Source organism: Aquabacter spiritensis, from assembly GCF_004346185.1.
Taxonomy (GTDB): Bacteria; Pseudomonadota; Alphaproteobacteria; order Rhizobiales; family Xanthobacteraceae; genus Aquabacter; species Aquabacter spiritensis.
The window spans coordinates 163,613-180,892 of record NZ_SMAI01000003.1; the positions used below are offsets into that span (position 1 = coordinate 163,613).

The window sequence follows — 17,280 nt, forward strand, 5'->3', positions numbered from 1 at the left end:
GTCAGCTCACCCCCTCGGGCGCGGCGAGGGTGGCCGCACGCGCCGGCATCCGGGCGAGGCCGAGATCCTCCAGGAGGTTGGCGAGGCCGTGGATCACCAGCGAGACCGCGAACAAAGGCATGACGAGACTGATCAGCCAGGTGGGCCAGCGCAGCGTCTGGGTTACCTCGGTGTAGAGGAAGTTGAAGGTCTGCCCGGCATGTTCGCGGGCATCGAAGCCGGCGGCGGCGATGCCCACCGGATCCATCCAGAGCCAGCACATGGCGGCGAGGGCGAGGCCGAAGGCGATCAGCAGCAGGGTCGAGACCACCTTTGCGCGGCGCGCCATGGCGGGCGACAGGCGCTCGGTCAAAAGCGTCACCGAGAAATCCAGCCGAAGCCGCGTCATGGCGGAGGCGCCGACGAAGGTCAGCCAGACCACCGCATAGATCGCGGCCTCGTCGACCCAATAGAGCGGCATGCCGGTGTAGCGGGTCGCGACATTGAGGAGGATCAGCCCGGTCAGCAGCATCAGAAAGCCCGCGACGGCGATCTTCTCCGCTTTCAGAAGCCCTTCGGACAGGCGGACCACGAGGCGCGGCGCCACGCCGAACCGGGTGTCCTCGGGGCTTGGGGGCATGCCTGAGCGATCCTTGTGCATGGGCGAAAATTGAGCTTTCAAACGCAATGTAGATTTTATACATTTTTCCCGTCAATCCCCCTCCGCGCCTTTTTCCGCTACGTCCCTCAGATGAGCCCCTCCCCGATGAGCGACCGCACGCCGACCGCACGCCTGAAGCATCGCACCCTGTCCGCGGCGATCGTCGACCAGCTGCGCAGCGCCATCCTCAACGGCACGCATGCGGCCGGGACCCAGCTTCGGCAGGACGCCCTCGCCGAGGCCTATGGGGTGAGCCGGATCCCGGTGCGCGAGGCGCTGTTCCAGCTCGAGGCCGAGGGCCTGGTGCGCATCACTCCGCAGAAGGGCGCCATCGTCTCGGAATTGTCGGTCGCCGAGATCACCGACGTGTTCGAACTGCGGGCGATCCTGGAGCCGCGTCTGCTCGCCGCCTCCCTGCCCGGCTTCGACGCCGCCGACATCGTCGCGCTGGAGGAGATCCAGGGCCGGTTCGTGGCCGCTACGTCGGCCCGCGACATCGGCAGTTTCGGCATCCTCAATGCGGCCTTCCACATGGCGCTGTACCGCCATGCGGACCTGCCCCGCACCCAGATCATCGTCGGTTCGCTGCTCCAGACCTCGGACCGCTACACCCGGGTCCAGCTCTCCAGCGAAGCCGCCATGGCGGTGGCGGTGGCCGAGCATGCCGAGCTGATCGCGCTCTGCCGGGCCGGCGCCGCCGCCGACGCCGTCGCGCTTCTCCGGCGGCATATCGAGACCGTCCACCGCGACCTGCTGCGGGTGATCGAGAGCGCCTGAGGCGCTCGGCCGTCCGACGCGGCTGCCGCAGACCGGGGGCCTCTTGCTCTCGCCGGCCGCCGCGCGTAGGGGTGCGCGCCATGCGAAACGCAGCGCGGACAGCGAGGCCCGAGACGTGAGCGCCGCCCCGAACTCCCCCAACGCGATCGTTGCCGTCGGCGCGGTGCGCTTCGGCAACGATCTGCCGGTCGCGCTCATCGCCGGCCCGTGCCAGCTCGAAAGCCGCGCCCATGCGCTGGAAGTCGCCGCGGCGCTGAAGGAATGCGCCGCGCGGCTCGGCATCGGCCTCGTCTACAAGACCAGCTTCGACAAAGCGAACCGCACCAGCGCCTCCGCCGAACGCGGCCTCGGCCTGGCGAAATCGCTGCCGATCCTCGCCGAGATCCGCGAGAGCCTCGGTCTGCCGGTCCTCACCGACGTGCACGACGCGGCGCAGTGCGCGCCGGTCGCCGAAGCGGTGGACGTGCTCCAGATCCCGGCCTTTCTCTGCCGGCAGACCGACCTGCTGCTCGCCGCCGCCGCGACCGGCAAGGCGGTGAACGTGAAGAAGGGCCAGTTCCTCGCACCCTGGGACATGGCGAACGTGGTCGCCAAGATCACCGGCGCCGGCAATCCCAACGTCCTGCTCACCGATCGCGGGACCAGCTTCGGCTACAACACCCTCGTGACCGATTTCCGCGGCCTGCCGATCATGGCGCGCACCGGCGCCCCGGTGATCTTCGATGCCACCCATTCGGTGCAGCAGCCGGGCGGGCAGGGGACGAGTTCGGGCGGGCAGCGGGAATTCGTGCCGGTTCTGTCGCGCGCGGCGGTGGCGGTCGGGGTGGCGGGCCTGTTCATCGAGACCCATCCGGACCCGGACCACGCCCCCTCCGACGGCCCGAACATGGTGGCGCTGCGCGATTTCGAGCCGATGATGCGCGATCTCGTCGCGCTCGACCGGCTGAGCAAGGCGCAGCGCGCCGCCGCCTCGTGAGGCCGATCATCCTGATCCCGGCGCGCCTCGCCGCGACCCGGCTGCCCGACAAGCCGCTGCTCGACATTGCCGGCGTGCCGATGATCGTCCAGGTGCTGCGCCGCGCCTTGGAGGCGGACGTCGCTCCGGTCTTCGTCGCGACCGACACGCGGGCCATCGCCGCCGCGGTCGAGGCCGCGGGCGGGGCGGCCGTGATGACGCGGCCGGACCATGCCTCCGGCTCCGACCGGATCTTCGAGGCCCTGGAGGCGCTCGACCCGGACGGTCGGTTCGATGCGGTGATCAATATCCAGGGCGATCTGCCCACCGTGGCGCCGGAGACCATCCGTGCCACCGTTCGGCCGCTCGCGGATGCCGAGGTGGCGATCGGCACGCCGGTCGCATTGATCGTGCGGGAGGCGGAGAAGACCGCGCCGAGTGTGGTCAAGATGGTCGGCACCCCGCTCGGCGGCGGGCGCCACCGCGCGCTCTATTTCACCCGGGCGACCGCGCCCTGGGGCGAGGGCCCGCTCTACCATCATATCGGCCTTTATGCCTGGCGCCGCAGCGCCTTGGCCCGCTTCGTCGGCTTGCCGCCCTCGCATCTGGAGCGGCGCGAGAAGCTGGAGCAGCTCCGGGCGCTCGAAGCCGGCCTGCGGATCGACGCGATGGAGGTCGCCGAGGTGCCGCTCGGCGTCGATACGCCGGAAGATCTGGAGCGGGCGCGCGTCCTTCTGGCCGCCCGCCCGCGATAGAGCGCTGTTCGCGAAAGCCCGTGCGGTCAGGCCGGGACGGTCTCGACCACCAGCATCGCGGCGGTGATGTCCTCGAGCGCGGCGCCCACCGACTTGAAGACCGTGATCGCGTCCGCCGAGGTGCGCCCCTGCACCCGTCCGGCGCACAGATCGCCGAGATCGCCGCGCAGGCGGTCGGCCGACCAGGCGCCGGCCGCGATCGGCTGGAGCAGATCGCCGGCCTCGGCCAAGGCGCCCGCGCGGGTGTCGACATAGACCGCGCTCGCCGCGATCAGCGCGTCGTCGCTCTCGCGCATGGCCGGCGTGAAGGCGCCGACCAGATCGACATGGGTGCCCGGCCGCACCTGCGCGCCGCGGATCAAAGGCGCCGTCGCGGTGGTGCCGCAGGTGATGATGTCGGCCTCGCCGCTCGCCGCCGCGAGGTCGGGGGCGAAGAGGGCGTCGATCCCCGGCGCGCGCAGCCGGGCGGCGAAGGCCTCCGCTTTGTCCGCCGCGCGGCCATGAACCAGGATCCGCGTGATCGGCCGCACCGCGCAATGCGCCTGCGCGGCGTGGAACGCGACCTGTCCGGTACCGACCACGAGCAGGGTGGCGCTCTCCGCCCGCGCCAGGAAGGACGCGGCGAGGGCCGAGGCCGCGCCGGTGCGCCGGTTGGTCAATTCGTCGCCCGGCAGAATGGCGCGCGGCACCCCGGTCGTCCCGTCGAGCAGGACATAGAGCGAGGCCACCGCGCCGAGCCCGCGCGCCGCATTGTTCGGAAATACGGTCGCCAGCTTGACGCCGATCGCGCTGCCGCGCCGCCAGGCCGGCATCACGAGGAGATGGCCCGGCGCCTCCTCGGTGCCGACGGCGAGCGACTGGCGCACCGGCATCGGTTCGCCATCCTCGGCGAAGGCGGCGCGCAGAGCGGCCACGAGGCGGGGATAGTCCAAGGCGGCCTCGACCTCGGCGGCGGTATAGAGACGTGTCATGGTCAGGCTCCTCGGAGAAAGGTCGCGCCGGTTGCAAGCGGCGGCGCCGCTCGGGAAAGGCTTGGCTTCATTGACCCGCCGATGACGGCCGTGCTACCGGCGGGGACCCGGCGAAGATCGCGCTCGTTCGATCCCTGCCGGCGCTTGGAGCACGGCATGTCTGAGCGAGGCAAGTCCGGTGCGTTCGAAAGTTACGCGCGCGATCCGGATCAGTTGAAGAGTTCGGACCGCGGCTTCGGCCGGGTGATGGCGGTCTTTCTCGCCATCGTCGGCGGATTTCAGGCTTGGCACGAGCGCCCGGTGATCGCGGGCACGCTGTTCGCGGTCGCGGCCGCCTTCGCGCTTGTGGCGCAGGTCCGCCCGACCGCGCTGCACCGGCTGAACCTGCTCTGGTTCAAGCTCGGCCTCCTGCTTCACCACATCGTCAACCCGATCGTGATGACGGTCATTTTCTACGGTGCGGTGGTTCCGACCGGCCTTCTGATGCGCCTGTTCGGCAAGCGCCTGATGCCGACCGGCTTCGACCGGGCGGCGCAGACCTATTGGATCGCCCGCACCCCGCCGGGGCCGCCGCCGGAGAGCATGAAGCGTCAATTCTGAGAGGGATCGGGGGATTTCTCTAAATCTTTGATAGGGAACGTTTTATCGATACAGTCCGAAGGGCTTCGAGCGGCGTCTGGCGGCCGAACCGGCCGGGGTGCAAGGGGAACCGGTCCGCCGACCGGACGGCGAAGTCCTTCGGCGGGCGCGGTCTTCGAAGGTGATGCGAGGGCATGATGGGATTTGTCGCCGAACTCTGGGAATTTCTGCGGGTCCGCAAGAAATTCTGGCTTCTGCCCATGCTGGTCGTGATGGCCATGCTCGGCGGCCTGCTGATCCTCGCCAAGGGATCGGCCGTGGCTCCCTTCATCTATACCGTGTTCTGAGCCCGGCGTGCGGATCCTCGGCCTCTCGGCGCTCTACCACGACAGCGCGGCCGCCCTCGTCGTCGACGGCGAGATCGTGGCGGCGGCGCAGGAAGAGCGCTTCACGCGCCGCAAGCACGACGACCGCTTTCCGCGCCATGCCATCGATTATTGCCTGGCGGCGGGCGGGATCGCGCTCGGCGACATCGACCATGTCGTGTTTTACGACAAGCCGTTCCTGAAATTCGAGCGCCTGCTCGAAACCTACGTCTCCTTCGCCCCCAAGGGGTACAAATCCTTCCGCATCGCGCTGCCGCTCTGGCTGCGCGAAAAGCTGTTCCAGAAGGACCTTCTGGCCGGCGAACTGAAGGACATGGCGGGCGGCACCTTCGATGCGGGGAAGATGCTCTTCACCGAGCACCATCTCAGCCACGCGGCGAGCGCCTTCTTCCCCTCGCCGTTCGAGGAGGCCCTGGTCCTGACCTTGGACGGGGTCGGCGAATGGGCCACCACGTCGGCCGCGATCGGCAAGGGCCACAGCCTCGACATCTTCAAGGAAGTGCATTTCCCGCACTCCCTCGGTCTGCTCTATTCCGCCTTCACTTATTATACCGGCTTCAAGGTGAATTCCGGCGAGTACAAGGTGATGGGCCTCGCGCCCTATGGCGAGCCGCGCTTCGTCGACACCATTCTCGAACATCTGATCGATGTGAAGCCGGATGGCAGCTACCGGCTGAATCAGGACTATTTCGATTATTGCACCGGCCTGACCATGACCAATGCGCGCTTCGACGCGCTGTTCGGCGCGCCGCCGCGCAAGCCGGATAAGGACTTGCTCACGCCGTTCCACATGGATCTCGCCGCCTCGGTGCAGAAGGTGACGGAGATCGTGGTCGAGAAGCTGGCGCGCGGGCTCCAGAAGGAGACCGGCCAGCGCAAATTGTGCATGGCCGGCGGCGTGGCGCTCAATTGCGTCGCCAATGGCGTGCTGCACCGGCTCGGCATCTTCGACGAGATCTATGTCCAGCCCGCCGCCGGGGATGCCGGCGGGGCGGTGGGCGCGGCGCTCGCCGCCTACCACATCCATCACGGCCGGCCGCGCACTGCCGGTCTCGACCGCATGCGCGGCGCCTATCTCGGGCCGGAATTCGCCCAGGCCGACATCGAGCGGCGCCTCGCCGCGGCCGGCGCGGTGTTCGAGGTCCTGTCCGACGACGAGCTGATACGGCAGAGCGCCGAGGCGCTGGCGGCGGAGAAGGCGGTGGGCTGGTTCCAGGGCCGCATGGAGTTCGGCCCGCGGGCCTTGGGCGGCCGCTCGATCCTCGGCGATCCGCGCTCGCCGACCATGCAGAAGACGCTGAATTTGAAGGTGAAATACCGCGAGAGCTTCCGCCCGTTCGCGCCCTCGGTGCTGCGCGAGCACGTCGCCGACTATTTCGACTACGACGCCGACAGCCCCTATATGCTCATGGTCGCCCCGGTGGTCGAGGGGCGCCGGCTGCCGATGACGCCGGAGCAGGAAGCGCTGTTCGGGATCGACAAATTGAACGTTCCGCGCTCGGACATTCCCGCCGTGACCCATGTCGACTATTCCGCGCGGCTCCAGACTGTCCGGGCGGAGGTGGCGCCGCGCTATCACGCTCTGATCTCGCGCTTCCGTGATCTCACGGGCTGCCCGCTCGTAGTAAATACTTCCTTCAATGTGCGCGGTGAGCCCATCGTCTGCACCCCGGAAGATGCATTTCGCTGCTTCATGGGGACAGGGATCGACGTGCTCGCCGTGGGCAATTGCCTGATGCACAAGGAGCGGCAGGATCCTGCGCTGGCGCTGAACTACGAGACCGCGTTCGAACTGGATTGAGCCGCCGGAGCCTGTGGGGCGGCGTCGTCCTGCCCCGCTTCGGCGGGGTGGAGCGAGGGGAATGCGGCTCCGCCTGTTGTCAGGGCCGAGCGGAGTGCATTCCCCTCGTCATCCCCTCGCGGGGAATCCGCGTGTCAGGCGGCGGTGCTCACCGGAGCGGCCGCGAGGGCGGTGACGCCGGCCTGGGCCAGTTCCTGGATCCTGGCATCGGAGAGACCGATCTCCCGCAGAATTTCCTGGGAATGCTGCCCGAGCAGCGGCGCCGCGCTGCGAATGTCGGGGCCGCCGGCATCGAACAGGATCGGATTGCGCACGGTGCGCATCTCGCCGAGCACCGGATGCGTGACGCTGGTGATCACCTCGCGGGCGGCGCTCTGCGGATTGGTCAGCGCCTCCTCGAAATTGTTCACGAGGCCGCACGGCACGCCCATTTCGACCAGCGCCGCTTCGATCTCGGCCGCGGGCAGGCGCTTCATGGCCGGCTCGACCAAGCCGATGAGGGCCTCCTCATTGGCTTTCCGGCTGGCATAGGTGGCGAAGCGGGGATCGGACACATGGTCCGCGAGCCCGATCGCCGTCATGAATTTCTGGAACAATTGGGTGTTCGGGGTGCCGATCGCGACATAGCGCCGGTCGGAGGTCTCGAACAATTGGTAGGGCGCGTTCAGCCGGTGGCGGTGGCCCATTTGGCCCGGAACGGTCCCGACCGCGAGATATTCCGCAGTCTCCCAGGCGGCGACGGCGATCGAGGATTCGACCAGCGACACGTCGACGGTCCGGCCGGTCTTGTGGCGCAGCTTGCCGATCAACCCGGCGAGCGTGGCATAGGTGGCGAACATGGCGCCGAACATGTCGGCGGTCTGCACGCCGGGCCGGACCGGCATCTCGCCGTCTTCCCCGTTCACCGAGAGCGTGCCGGAGGCCGCCTCGACGATCAGGTTCACCGCGGCGCGGCGGCGGAACGGGCCGGTCTGGCCGTAGCCGGACACCGAAGTGTAGACGATCCCGGGATTGACCGCGCGGATCGCCTCCGCGCCGAGCCCGAGCTTGTCGAGCACGCCGGGGCGGTAATTCTCCAGGAACACATCGGCCGTGGCGGCGAGGGTGCGCACGATCTCGGCCGCCTCCGGCTTCTTCAGGTCCAGGACCAGGCTGCGCTTGTTGCGGTTGAGGGCTACGAAGGTGGCGCTCTGGGCCGAGATGACGGGCGGCATGGCGCGCGCCATGTCGCCGCTCGGCGGCTCGATCTTGATCACCTCGGCGCCCATGTCGGCCAGCATGGTGCCGCAGAACGGCGCGGCGATGAAATTTCCGAGTTCGAGAACGCGGATCCCTTCGAGCGGCTTCTGCACCGTCTGCTCCTCATTGTTTGGTCGTCCGAGGCCCGGCGGCGCCACGCGGCGATTGACGCTTGACGGCGCCGGGATGGGTGTTACCTTGCGATCAAACGATTGATCAAGTCAATCCGAAACACGATCGAAGAGGGAAACGCCAGATGGGGCAGGGTTTGGAGGCGGCCATCGTGGCCGTCGGCCAGTCGCGCTATGTGCGCCGCCCGGAGCCGGGGGAGACGACCCACACCTTCATCCGGGACGCGATCCTCGCGGCGCTCGCCGATGCGGGAATGGCGGCCTCCGAGATCGACGGGCTCGCGGTGACCTCCTTCTCGCTGGCGCCCGATGTCGCCATCGACCTCGCCTGGCGGCTCGGCCTGTCGCTCCGCTGGCTCCATCAGGACACCAATGGCGGCTCCTCCGCCATGAACATGCTCGGCCACGCCGCGCGCGGCGTTCATTGCGGAGCGGCACGCAACATTCTGGTGGTGGCGGGCGACGCGACCGGCCTCGCCGGCTATGCCAAGATCGCCGCCAATTACAACCGCGCCACCAGCGACCACCTCGCTCCGCTCGGCCATGGCGGGCCGAACGGCGTCTATTCCCTCGTCACCACGCGGCAGATGAAGGCCTACGGGCTCGAAAAGAGCGATTACGGCCACATGGCCATCGCGCAGCGGGACTGGGCGGCCAAAAATCCCTTCGCGGTCTATCGCGACCCTCTCACCATGGACGCCTATCTCGCCGCGCCGATGGTCGCCGATCCGCTCACGCGGTATGATTGCGTGCCGGTTGTGGCGGGTGCCCAGGCGATCATCCTGACCCGGCCGGACGCCGCCCGCGGGCCCCATGCCCCGGTCCATATCCGCGCGGTGCGCAACAGCTTCAATTTCGACAATCAGCGCGGCGACGGCCTGCGCACCGGCATCTCCACCTTCGCCGACGACCTTTGGGAGGCGGCCGGCTTCGGGCCGGACGCGATCGACGTCGCGTCGATCTATGACGATTACCCCGCCATGGTCCTCGCCCAGCTGCTCGATCTCGGCATGATCCCCGACGGCGATCTCGGCCGGTTCGCCCGCGAGGCGATCGGGCGGGACCGTCGCCCGATCAATACCTGGGGCGGCATGATGTCGGCGGGCCAGCCGGGCGGCCCCGCCGGCGGCCTCAACGGCATCTCCGAGGCCGTGCTCCAGCTTCAGGGCCGGGCCGGGGCGCGCCAGGTCGCCGGTGCGCGCCGCGCGGTCGCGACCGGCTACGGCATGACCCTCTATCGCTATGGCGGGACCGCCGCCGCCGCCCTTCTGGAGCGTGCATCATGACCCCCGGTGTCACCGTCTGGCGCTGCACGGCCTGCGGCAGCCTGTTCTTTCCCCGCCGCCTGCTGTGCGCGACCTGCCACAGCCCCGATTTCGCCGAGGCGCAGGCGGTCGCGGCGCGCATCGAGGAGATCACCGAGATCCGCCACGTTCTCGGCCAGACCCACTGGGCGCCCCGGCGCCTCGCAAACGTGCGCACCGCGGATGGCCTCGCCTTCACCGTCGGCCTCCTCGACGGGTCGCAGGAGGGCGAAGAGATCGCGCTGTTCCAGGACGGCACGGCGCCGTTCGGTCGGCGCCTAAAGGAGAGTGCGGCATGATTTGCGCAGCGATTCTCGGGCTCGGCCGCTGGGGCCGCTCGCTCGTCACCTCGGTCCAGGGCAAGAGCGACGACATCCGCTTCGTCGCCGCCCACACGCCGACGCGGGCGCGGGCGGAGGAGTTCTGCGCCGCGCAGGGCCTGCGCTTCTGCGACAGCTATGACGCGATCCTGCGCGATCCGGAGATCGATGCGGTGGTGATCGCCACCCCGCATTCCCAGCATCTCGACCAAGTGCGCCGCGCCGCCGCCGCCGGCAAGCACGTCTTCGTCGAGAAGCCGCTGGCGCTCGACCATGGCGACGCATTGCGGGCGGTCGAGGCGGCGGACCGCGCGGGCGTGGTCCTCGCGGTGGGCTTCGTGCGGCGTTTCCATCCCTCGGTGTGCGACGTCCGCGCCCGCCTGAAGGATGGCCGGCTGGGCACGATCTGCGGCATTGTCGGTCAGCAGACCTCGGGCACGGGGCCGTTTCTGCCGGCCGGTGGCTGGCGCGCCGATCCGGCCGAATCCCCGGCGGCGGCGATGACCGCGATCGGCGTGCATCTGCTCGACCACATGATCGAGTTTGCCGGCCGGATCGGCGAGGTGGAGTGCCGGGTCGCGCGCCGCGGCGCCGCGCCGGTGGACGACACGACCTCCGTGCTTCTCGCCTTCGAGAGCGGGGCGAGCGGGCTCTTGTTCTGCTGCCTGTCGACCGGCCCCTATTACAACCTCTCGGTCTACGGCACCGGCGGCCATGCCGAAGTCTCCGAAAGCACGCTGGAAAACTTCCGCTTCACGCCGATCCCGGACGCCGCCCCGACCGGTCCGGTCAAGGCCCCGCCGCCGGAAATCGTCCGCCGCCCGGGCTTCGACATGCTGCGCGCGGAACTCGAGGATTTCGCCCGCGCGATCGTCGAGCGCCGGCCTTTCCTCGTGCCGATCGCCGACGTGCTGCACGGCGCGGAAGTGTTCGACGCCATCGTCCGCTCCGCGCAGACCGGCGCGCCCGTCCGGCTGAAAGGACCGGCCTGACCGTCCGCCGCCATTCCGCTTACGCCGACCAAAAACACAAAACAGGAGGAAACCGTCCATGAGAATGCTGAAGGGAGCCCCGCCGCGCCGCGCGGGCCGGTTGATGCCGCGGCTTCTGGCTGCCGGGCTGGCGCTGGTGATGACCGCCGGGGCCTTCGTCGGACGCGCCGCGGCGGACTGGCCGGACCGGCCGATTACCGTCGTCGTCCATTTCGCCCCGGGCGGGTCGAACGATCTGCTCGGCCGCCTGATCGCCTCCGAACTCGGGCCGGTGCTGGGCCAGAGCGTGGTGGTGGTGAACAAGCCGGGCGCCAATGGCGATATCGGCGTGTCCTTCGCCTCGCGCGCGACGCCCGACGGCTACACCCTGCTTGTCGCGTCGGGCTCGGCGCTGGTCAATCCGGCGACGGGGAAAGTGTCGTACGACCTGCTGAAGGACTTCGCCCCGGTCGCCTATCTCGGCGCCTCGCCAAACGTGGTGCTGGCGGGTCCGGCGGCCGGCGTCGCCGATTTCGCCGAACTGGTGGCGAAGGCGAAGGCCAATCCCGGCAAGATGACCTATGGCAGCCCCGGCGTCGGCTCCACCCCGCACCTCGCCATGGAGCTGATCAAGCTGAAGCTCGGGCTCGACATCCTGCACATCCCCTTCACCGGCCTCGGCCCGGCAATGACCGCCGTGCTCGGCGGCCAGACCGACTTCTCCTCGACCACGGTCGCCGGCGTGATGGGCAATGTGCGCTCCGGCAAGCTGAAGCCGATGGTGCAGACCGGGACGCAGCGCTGGCCCGAACTGCCCGACACGCCGACCGTCGGCGAGGTCGGGGCGCCGGGCGCCTCCTCGGAGACCTCGCAGATGGTGCTGGTGCCGACCGGCACGCCGCAGCCCATCATCGACCGGCTGAGCGCCGAGATCCTGAAGATCATGGCCAAGCCCGAGGTGAAGGAGAAGATGCTCACCGCCGGCTTCGCGGTGAAGGGCGAAGGCCCGGCGCAGCTGCGCCAGCGCATGGAAAAGGAGATCGCGATGTGGAAGGACGTCGCCGAGCGGGCCGGGATCCGGCGCGAATAACGCGCCCGGCGCTCAAAAACCGGGACCGGCCGGCGCCGGTCCCGTGCTGCCCCGCTCGACCAGCCGGACCGGCAGGGTGACGGCGAGGGGCGCCTGGGCCGCCTCAAGCGGGCCGGCGAGCCGCGCGAGAAGATGCGTCGCCGCGGCCCGCCCCATCTCCAGATTGGGCGGGCAGATCGCCGTGATGTCGGGATCGGCGAGCGCGCTGAAGCCCACGATCGACAGATCGTGCGGCACCCGCAGCCCCGCCTCGAACAGCGCCGCGACCGCGCCTTGCGAAACCATGGTCTGGGGCGCGAACACGGCGGTCGGCCGGGTGGCGGCGGGCCGGCGCAGCAGCTCCGCGACGAACGCCTTGGCCGCGGCGCGGGTGTCGAGATCGGTGGCGATCAAGGCCGCCGCCGGGTCGAGGCCGGCTGATGCCAGCCCGGCCAGGAAGCCGTCGAGGCGGCGGCGGTGGTTCCACACCGCGAGATCCGAGATCAGGAAGGCGATCCGCCGATGGCCGAGCCCGGCCAGATGGGCGCAGCCGATTTGTCCGACGGCGAAATCGTCCGGCCCGACCCAGGGATCCAGCGCGTCCGCCGTGCGCCGGTTCACCAGCAGATAAGGCAGGCCCGCGCTCCGCAGCCAGGCGATCGATTCGTCCTGCGCCCGCGCGGTGCCGACCAGCAGCCCGTCAATATGGCCTTCCGCGAGAACCGAGACCAGCTTGCGGCAGCGTTCGGGATTGTCGTCGGTGTTGCACAGGACCGTGTCGTAGCCGCCCGCCATCGCCACCTCCTCCACGCCGCGAAACATCACGGAATGGAACGGATTGGTGATGTCCGGCGTGAGCATGCCGAGAATGTGGGCGCGCCCGGTGCGCAGCGACCGGCCGATGCGGTTCGGCCGATAGTCGCTGTCGGCGGCGATCTTCAGGATCTGCGCGCGCTTCGCGTCGGAAATGCGCGCCTTGGAATCCCCGCGCAGGACGCGGGAGACCAGCGAGGCGTCCACCCCCACCAAGCGCGCTATGGACCCGAGCGTGGTCGCCACCCTGGTTCGGCCTCCTGCCCCATCGTCGGGACCAGTGCGCCGCACCGCCGCGCCTTGTCAATGCGGCGGCATGGCGGGATCAGGTCCGGCGCGCGAGCTGGCCCCAGGCGATCAGGATGATGATGGCGCCGACGATCGCGCCGATGAAGCCCGCACCCTCGCCGGCCCGATACCAGCCGATCGCCTGGCCGAGATAGGTGGCGACCAGCGCGCCGACGATGCCGAGCACGGTGGTCAGGATGAAGCCGCGCGGCTCGTTCGGCCCGGAATAGAAGAACTTCGCGACGAGACCCGCCAGAAATCCGATGAGGATGGTCCAGATGATGCCCATATTCGCCTCTCGCAAGGAATTCCGACACAGAACGGCAAAGGTCGCGCTCGGTTCCGGGAGATTGCCCGCCGCCGGGGATCCCCGCAAGGTCCCGGATTGCGCGGTCCAGCCGGCCGCCGCGCGGGCGGCGGGCGAGAACCTGAAGGCTTCACCGCAGGATCCGCCATTGCTGCAGGATCAGCGCCAGGTCCGGATGATAGAGCTTCAGATAAAATGCCGCACGGGTCCGCAGCCGCCATTCCGGCAGCGGATAGGCCTGGAAGACCAGGATCTCCTCCCGCGCAACCCGGTAGGACTTGGTGAAGTACAGGCGCAGGAGGGCGCTTTCGCGCAGGGCGGCGCGATAGCGATCGGCATGCGCGGCCCGGCACAGAAAGGTCTTGTTGAAGCCGATCGCGAACGGGACGAGCCGCGTCTCGCCGCGCGCGATGTGGGAAAACAGGCCGAGGCTCACGTCCGGCCATTCCGGCCGGAACACGTCGTCGACCGCCAGGATGCCGCCATCGCCGAGGCTCGCTTCGGCAAGCGCCAGATCGTGGAGGACCGCGTCGACATGGTGGGCGCCGTCGACATGGAAGAAGCGGGCCGCGCCCACCCGCGCGCGGATGTCCTCGGCGGTCACCGCCTGCGAGGGCCGCGCATCGATGGCGATCGCGCCGGGATCGAGCCCGAAGCGCGCGAGATTGGCGAGGAAGCGGGCCTTGTCGCCCGCCCCCGACGCATCGAGATTGAGGTGCTGCGCGTCGAAGACGTCGATCGCGTAGCAGTCCTGCCCCGCATTGGCGAGGGCGAGGAGGATGAAGGATTTTCCCTGATGGACGCCGATTTCGACCACGGATCCGGCGAGGCCGGCCGCGCTCTGGCAGGTCAGCAGAACCCGGAACATTTCGGCGTCGCACCGCGACAGCCAGCCCGCGACGCGGGTGCGTCCGCGCCGCACATAGGTTTCGAGGCGATCGTCTTGCATGGGCCGCGCATTCTCTTCGATCTGCGGTGGTAGACGAGGTTCGCGCGGGTTTGAAGCGGCGCCTGGTGCCTGAGCGGCGCGGCCTCTACCCCGCCGCCCCCGCCGCGTGCTCGGTGCGGGCCCGCAGCACGGTGGTCAGATGTTCCGCGAATTGCGCACCGGCCAGCGGCAGGTTGCGGCCGCGCAATTGGCCGAGCACCAGATCGGCCGAGGAGAGGTCGCGTTCGTCGATCGGCCGGACCACGATCCCGGCGGGCATCGCCTCGGGCAGGGCACCGATCTGGATCTGGAACGAGATCATGCCGCAATGCGCCACCAGCCCGCGCAGCAATTCGAAGGAATTGGACTGGGCGGCGACCGAGAAGCGCAGCCCCGAGCGCGAAATCTGCTCCTCGATCATTTGCCGGCCGCCGGTCGAGCGTTCCGGTAGAGCGAGGGGGTAGCCGGTGCAGTCGGCGAGCCGGACCTTGGCCTTGGCGGCGAGCGGATGGTCGGCCGGCATCAGCGCGACAACCCGCTGCGGCAGCGTCATCAAAGGCCGCATGCCGGCGACGAAAGGCGGGCGGAACACCAGGATGAGGTCCACCTCATAGGCGATCAGCAGGGCCACGGCATGCTCGTGGTCCGCCACCATCACCTCGAAATTCATCAGCGGATAGCGCTTGCGGAACGCCGCCGCCTCCTGCGGCAGGAAATCGTGGGCCAGCGCCTGGCTGCAGGCGATGCGCACCGTGCCGCGCCGCAGCCCGCGCAGGTCTTCGAGCTGCGAGCGCATCCGCTCGGCATCGTTCAGCTGCTCGCGGATATAGCTCACGAACACCTCGCCGGCGGCGGTGAGATCGACGCCGCGTGCCCGCCGCTCCAGCAGCTTGAGGCCGAGTTCCTCCTCGAGATCCATGATGCGGCGGTTGAGGGCCGAGGGCGTCACGTTGAGCCGGCCCGCGGCGCGCCGGATGGATCCGGTGCGGGCCACTTCGTCCATGTAGCGCAGGAATCGCAGATGACGCACGGCGTCCGGCTCCCCGATCGAAGGTCGTAGCCGAACAGGCTACAGCGAGGACGAAAAACGGCAATAGATCGCATCAGTCTTTCGGGCCAGTCTCGCTCTCGTCCGGGTGTCGGCTAAGCTCGCGACGTCCCCCAAGGCTGGAACGCAGTGTCATGTCCTCCCCCGATGCCGTCCTCAGCTTCGTGCGCCCCGTGCCCCCGCCGCGCCGTGTCACCCTCGACGCCAAGCCGCAGCGCGCCGAGATCGACCTCGCGCGCACCGCGCTCATCGTCGTCGACATGCAGAACGACTTTCTGCATCCCGACGGCTGGTTTCCCCGCCTCGGCTTCGATCCGGCGCCGCTGGCGGCGATCATCCCGCAGCTCATCGCCGTCACCGGCGCGGCGCGGGCCGCCGGCCTGCCGGTCGTCTGGCTCAATTGGGGCGTGCGCGCTGACCGCGCCGAACTCTCCCACCCCTGGATCGAAAAGGCGTCGGCCTGCGGCACCCGTCCGGTCTATGCCGATCCGGGGGCGGCGGGCCGCGGCCGCATCCTGGTGGCGAGCGACTGGGGCGCGCAATTGGTCGACGAACTGGTGCCGGACCCGGCGGATCTGATCGTCCACAAGCACCGGCTCTCGGGCTTCCACGACAACGAACTCGACACCGTGCTGCGCAACCGCGGCATCGACACCCTGCTGTTCGCCGGCGTGAACACAGACCGCTGCGTCTTCTCCAGTCTCTGCGACGCGAGCTTCCTCGGCTATGGCTGCCTGATGGTGGAGGATGCCTGTACCACCGGCTCGCCGGCCTATGTCACCGAGGCGATCCATTACCTCGTGCGCCTGCTCTACGGCGTCACGCTCACCAGCGCCGACCTGATGGCCGCGCTCGCCCCCGCTTCCGCCGACCAATAACAAACCAGACGGGATCCCGCACCATGACGCTTCGAACCCTTACCCGACGCCTCGCCTTGGGGCTCGTTCTCGGCTTGGCCGGCGGCGCGCTCGCCGGCGCGCCGGCGCATGCCGACACCAAGCTGAAAGTCGTGCTCAACTGGAAGTATCAGGGGCCGCAGGGCATGTTCTTCCTGGCCCAGGACCGCGGCTATTTCAAAGCCGAGGGCCTCGACGTCTCGTTCGACCAGGGCAACGGCTCCGGCGCGGCCGTGCCTTTGGTCGCGAACGGCACCTATGACATGGGCTTCGGCGACATCAATGCGCTGATCGAGCTGGTCGCGAAGAAGCCCGTCGATGCGCCGATCGCGGTCTATGTGATGTTCAACCAGCCGCCCTTCACCATCGCGGTGAAAGCGGACAGCCCGATCAAGACGCCGAAGGATCTGGAAGGCAAGACGCTCGGCGGCGCTGCCAATGACGGTGCGCTGAAGCTGTTCCCCGCTTTCTGCAAGCTCGCCAAGATCGACTGCACGACCATCAAGATCACCAATATGCAGCCGAATCTGCGCGAGCAGATGCTGATGCAGGGGCAGGTCGACGGCGTGTTCGGCTACGTCAATACGATCCGCTTCTCCGCCAAGATGATCGGGGTCGGCGAGGACAAGCTGCGCTACATCAATTTCGGCGAATACGGCATGGATCTCTATTCCAACGGGATCATCGTCTCGTCGGACCTGGTGAAATCCAAGCCCGAGGCGATCAAGGGCTTCCTCCGCGCGCTCAACAAGGGCGTGATCGACATGCTGAAGGACCCGGACGCGGCGGTCGCGGCGGTCGCCAAGCGCGAGCCGCTGATCAAGGTTCCGGTCGAGCGCGAGCGGCTCGACGCCACCCTGAAGGCCGAGATGAACCATCCCGAGATCGCCAAGATCGGCCTCGGCAATGTCGATCCGGCGCGGCTGAAACTGGCGATCGACATTCTGGTGGACGCCAACAATCTGCCGACCACGCCGAAGGTCGATCAGATCTTCACGCCGGCCTTCCTGCCGCCGGTCGCCGATCTGCCGAAGTCGCTGTTCTGAGCCGGCCGGCATCCACTTGCACCACGGGACCACGGCCGGCTCCGGCCGTGGCGCCA

Annotated in this window: 19 protein-coding genes; 12 read left to right on the forward strand and 7 right to left on the reverse strand. The window is 68.9% G+C overall.

Features of this window, described 5'->3' with window-relative positions; all coding sequences use genetic code 11:
* Nucleotide 1 precedes the first annotated feature (1 nt).
* Nucleotides 2-619 (reverse strand): TRAP transporter small permease, encoded by a 618-nt coding sequence (locus tag EDC64_RS07125; RefSeq protein ID WP_132030580.1) that lies wholly within the window; start codon nt 617-619, stop codon nt 2-4.
* Nucleotides 620-745: 126 nt separating this feature from the next.
* Here EDC64_RS07125 and EDC64_RS07130 point away from each other — a divergent pair, with 126 nt between their 5' ends.
* The 3 genes from EDC64_RS07130 (at nt 746) to EDC64_RS23820 (ending at nt 3,127) form a co-directional block, all read left to right on the forward strand.
* Complete coding sequence (locus EDC64_RS07130; RefSeq protein ID WP_132030581.1) at nt 746-1,417, forward strand: GntR family transcriptional regulator; 672 nt, start codon at nt 746-748, stop codon at nt 1,415-1,417.
* 115 nt (nt 1,418-1,532) lie between these two features.
* Nucleotides 1,533-2,393, forward strand: a complete 861-nt coding sequence (kdsA, locus tag EDC64_RS23815) for a 3-deoxy-8-phosphooctulonate synthase (protein ID WP_245504577.1) — start codon at nt 1,533-1,535, stop codon at nt 2,391-2,393.
* Nucleotides 2,390-3,127 (forward strand): 3-deoxy-manno-octulosonate cytidylyltransferase, encoded by a 738-nt coding sequence (locus EDC64_RS23820; protein ID WP_245504578.1) that lies wholly within the window; start codon nt 2,390-2,392, stop codon nt 3,125-3,127. Before kdsA ends, EDC64_RS23820 begins: the two co-directional genes overlap by 4 nt.
* 26 nt (nt 3,128-3,153) lie before the next feature.
* Here EDC64_RS23820 and lhpI read toward each other — a convergent pair whose 3' ends face one another.
* Nucleotides 3,154-4,098, reverse strand: coding sequence for a bifunctional Delta(1)-pyrroline-2-carboxylate/Delta(1)-piperideine-2-carboxylate reductase (gene lhpI / locus EDC64_RS07140; protein WP_132030582.1), 945 nt, complete (start codon nt 4,096-4,098; stop codon nt 3,154-3,156).
* Nucleotides 4,099-4,254: 156 nt separating this feature from the next.
* Between lhpI and EDC64_RS07145 the strand changes: the two genes are divergently transcribed.
* The 3 genes from EDC64_RS07145 to EDC64_RS07150 all read left to right on the forward strand — a co-directional run bounded on the left by EDC64_RS07145 (nt 4,255) and on the right by EDC64_RS07150 (nt 6,864).
* On the forward strand, nt 4,255-4,698 hold the full coding sequence (locus tag EDC64_RS07145; protein ID WP_132030583.1) for a hypothetical protein: 444 nt from the start codon (nt 4,255-4,257) through the stop codon (nt 4,696-4,698).
* A 176-nt stretch (nt 4,699-4,874) separates the two neighbouring features.
* On the forward strand, nt 4,875-5,024 hold the full coding sequence (locus EDC64_RS23470) for a DUF5989 family protein (RefSeq protein ID WP_245504593.1): 150 nt from the start codon (nt 4,875-4,877) through the stop codon (nt 5,022-5,024).
* A 7-nt stretch (nt 5,025-5,031) separates the two neighbouring features.
* The gene (locus tag EDC64_RS07150) at nt 5,032-6,864 is read left to right on the forward strand and encodes a carbamoyltransferase family protein (RefSeq protein ID WP_132030584.1); all 1,833 of its coding nucleotides are present in this window, start codon (nt 5,032-5,034) and stop codon (nt 6,862-6,864) included.
* A gap of 134 nt (nt 6,865-6,998) precedes the next feature.
* Here EDC64_RS07150 and EDC64_RS07155 read toward each other — a convergent pair whose 3' ends face one another.
* Nucleotides 6,999-8,216 (reverse strand): CaiB/BaiF CoA transferase family protein, encoded by a 1,218-nt coding sequence (locus EDC64_RS07155; protein ID WP_165933668.1) that lies wholly within the window; start codon nt 8,214-8,216, stop codon nt 6,999-7,001.
* 143 nt (nt 8,217-8,359) lie between these two features.
* On the opposite strand from EDC64_RS07155, the gene EDC64_RS07160 reads away from it, so the two are divergent.
* From EDC64_RS07160 to EDC64_RS07175, 4 genes are read left to right on the forward strand one after another with little or no spacing between them, the layout of a single operon-like run.
* Entirely contained in the window at nt 8,360-9,520 is a 1,161-nt protein-coding gene (locus EDC64_RS07160) for a thiolase family protein (protein WP_132030586.1), read from the forward strand.
* The gene (locus EDC64_RS07165; RefSeq protein ID WP_132030587.1) at nt 9,517-9,837 is read left to right on the forward strand and encodes a zinc ribbon domain-containing protein; all 321 of its coding nucleotides are present in this window, start codon (nt 9,517-9,519) and stop codon (nt 9,835-9,837) included. Before EDC64_RS07160 ends, EDC64_RS07165 begins: the two co-directional genes overlap by 4 nt.
* On the forward strand, nt 9,834-10,850 hold the full coding sequence (locus EDC64_RS07170; protein WP_132030588.1) for a Gfo/Idh/MocA family protein: 1,017 nt from the start codon (nt 9,834-9,836) through the stop codon (nt 10,848-10,850). Before EDC64_RS07165 ends, EDC64_RS07170 begins: the two co-directional genes overlap by 4 nt.
* A 58-nt stretch (nt 10,851-10,908) precedes the next feature.
* A complete protein-coding gene (locus tag EDC64_RS07175) occupies nt 10,909-11,919 on the forward strand; it encodes a Bug family tripartite tricarboxylate transporter substrate binding protein (RefSeq protein WP_132030589.1) in 1,011 nt (336 codons plus the stop codon).
* 12 nt (nt 11,920-11,931) lie between these two features.
* Here the strand turns inward: EDC64_RS07175 and EDC64_RS07180 are convergent, their stop codons facing one another.
* The 4 genes from EDC64_RS07180 to EDC64_RS07195 all read right to left on the reverse strand — a co-directional run bounded on the left by EDC64_RS07180 (nt 11,932) and on the right by EDC64_RS07195 (nt 15,264).
* Nucleotides 11,932-12,957: a LacI family DNA-binding transcriptional regulator gene (locus EDC64_RS07180; protein ID WP_165933669.1), complete on the reverse strand. Its 1,026-nt coding sequence runs from the start codon at nt 12,955-12,957 to the stop codon at nt 11,932-11,934.
* A gap of 79 nt (nt 12,958-13,036) precedes the next feature.
* The gene (locus EDC64_RS07185) at nt 13,037-13,288 is read right to left on the reverse strand and encodes a GlsB/YeaQ/YmgE family stress response membrane protein (RefSeq protein WP_132030591.1); all 252 of its coding nucleotides are present in this window, start codon (nt 13,286-13,288) and stop codon (nt 13,037-13,039) included.
* A gap of 148 nt (nt 13,289-13,436) precedes the next feature.
* The gene (locus EDC64_RS07190) at nt 13,437-14,255 is read right to left on the reverse strand and encodes a class I SAM-dependent methyltransferase (RefSeq protein ID WP_132030592.1); all 819 of its coding nucleotides are present in this window, start codon (nt 14,253-14,255) and stop codon (nt 13,437-13,439) included.
* Nucleotides 14,256-14,340: 85 nt separating this feature from the next.
* Entirely contained in the window at nt 14,341-15,264 is a 924-nt protein-coding gene (locus tag EDC64_RS07195; RefSeq protein WP_132030593.1) for a LysR substrate-binding domain-containing protein, read from the reverse strand.
* A gap of 152 nt (nt 15,265-15,416) precedes the next feature.
* On the opposite strand from EDC64_RS07195, the gene EDC64_RS07200 reads away from it, so the two are divergent.
* Nucleotides 15,417-16,160: a cysteine hydrolase family protein gene (locus EDC64_RS07200; RefSeq protein ID WP_132030594.1), complete on the forward strand. Its 744-nt coding sequence runs from the start codon at nt 15,417-15,419 to the stop codon at nt 16,158-16,160.
* A 23-nt stretch (nt 16,161-16,183) separates the two neighbouring features.
* Complete coding sequence (locus EDC64_RS07205; protein WP_132030595.1) at nt 16,184-17,224, forward strand: ABC transporter substrate-binding protein; 1,041 nt, start codon at nt 16,184-16,186, stop codon at nt 17,222-17,224.
* Nucleotides 17,225-17,280 lie beyond the last annotated feature (56 nt).

Bases quoted from the DNA above. Each gene is read 5' to 3' on its own strand.
- EDC64_RS07185 (WP_132030591.1), bottom strand. From the start codon at position 13,288: ATGGGCATCATCTGGACCATCCTCATCGGATTTCTGGCGGGTCTCGTC.
- EDC64_RS07125 (WP_132030580.1), bottom strand. From the start codon at position 619: ATGCCCCCAAGCCCCGAGGACACCCGGTTCGGCGTGGCGCCGCGCCTC.
- EDC64_RS07170 (WP_132030588.1), top strand. From the start codon at position 9,834: ATGATTTGCGCAGCGATTCTCGGGCTCGGCCGCTGGGGCCGCTCGCTC.
- EDC64_RS07145 (WP_132030583.1), top strand. From the start codon at position 4,255: ATGTCTGAGCGAGGCAAGTCCGGTGCGTTCGAAAGTTACGCGCGCGAT.
- EDC64_RS07160 (WP_132030586.1), top strand. From the start codon at position 8,360: ATGGGGCAGGGTTTGGAGGCGGCCATCGTGGCCGTCGGCCAGTCGCGC.
- EDC64_RS07200 (WP_132030594.1), top strand. From the start codon at position 15,417: ATGTCCTCCCCCGATGCCGTCCTCAGCTTCGTGCGCCCCGTGCCCCCG.
- EDC64_RS07205 (WP_132030595.1), top strand. From the start codon at position 16,184: ATGACGCTTCGAACCCTTACCCGACGCCTCGCCTTGGGGCTCGTTCTC.
- EDC64_RS07165 (WP_132030587.1), top strand. From the start codon at position 9,517: ATGACCCCCGGTGTCACCGTCTGGCGCTGCACGGCCTGCGGCAGCCTG.
- EDC64_RS07190 (WP_132030592.1), bottom strand. From the start codon at position 14,255: ATGCAAGACGATCGCCTCGAAACCTATGTGCGGCGCGGACGCACCCGC.
- lhpI (WP_132030582.1), bottom strand. From the start codon at position 4,098: ATGACACGTCTCTATACCGCCGCCGAGGTCGAGGCCGCCTTGGACTAT.
- EDC64_RS23470 (WP_245504593.1), top strand. From the start codon at position 4,875: ATGGGATTTGTCGCCGAACTCTGGGAATTTCTGCGGGTCCGCAAGAAA.
- EDC64_RS07175 (WP_132030589.1), top strand. From the start codon at position 10,909: ATGAGAATGCTGAAGGGAGCCCCGCCGCGCCGCGCGGGCCGGTTGATG.
- EDC64_RS07130 (WP_132030581.1), top strand. From the start codon at position 746: ATGAGCGACCGCACGCCGACCGCACGCCTGAAGCATCGCACCCTGTCC.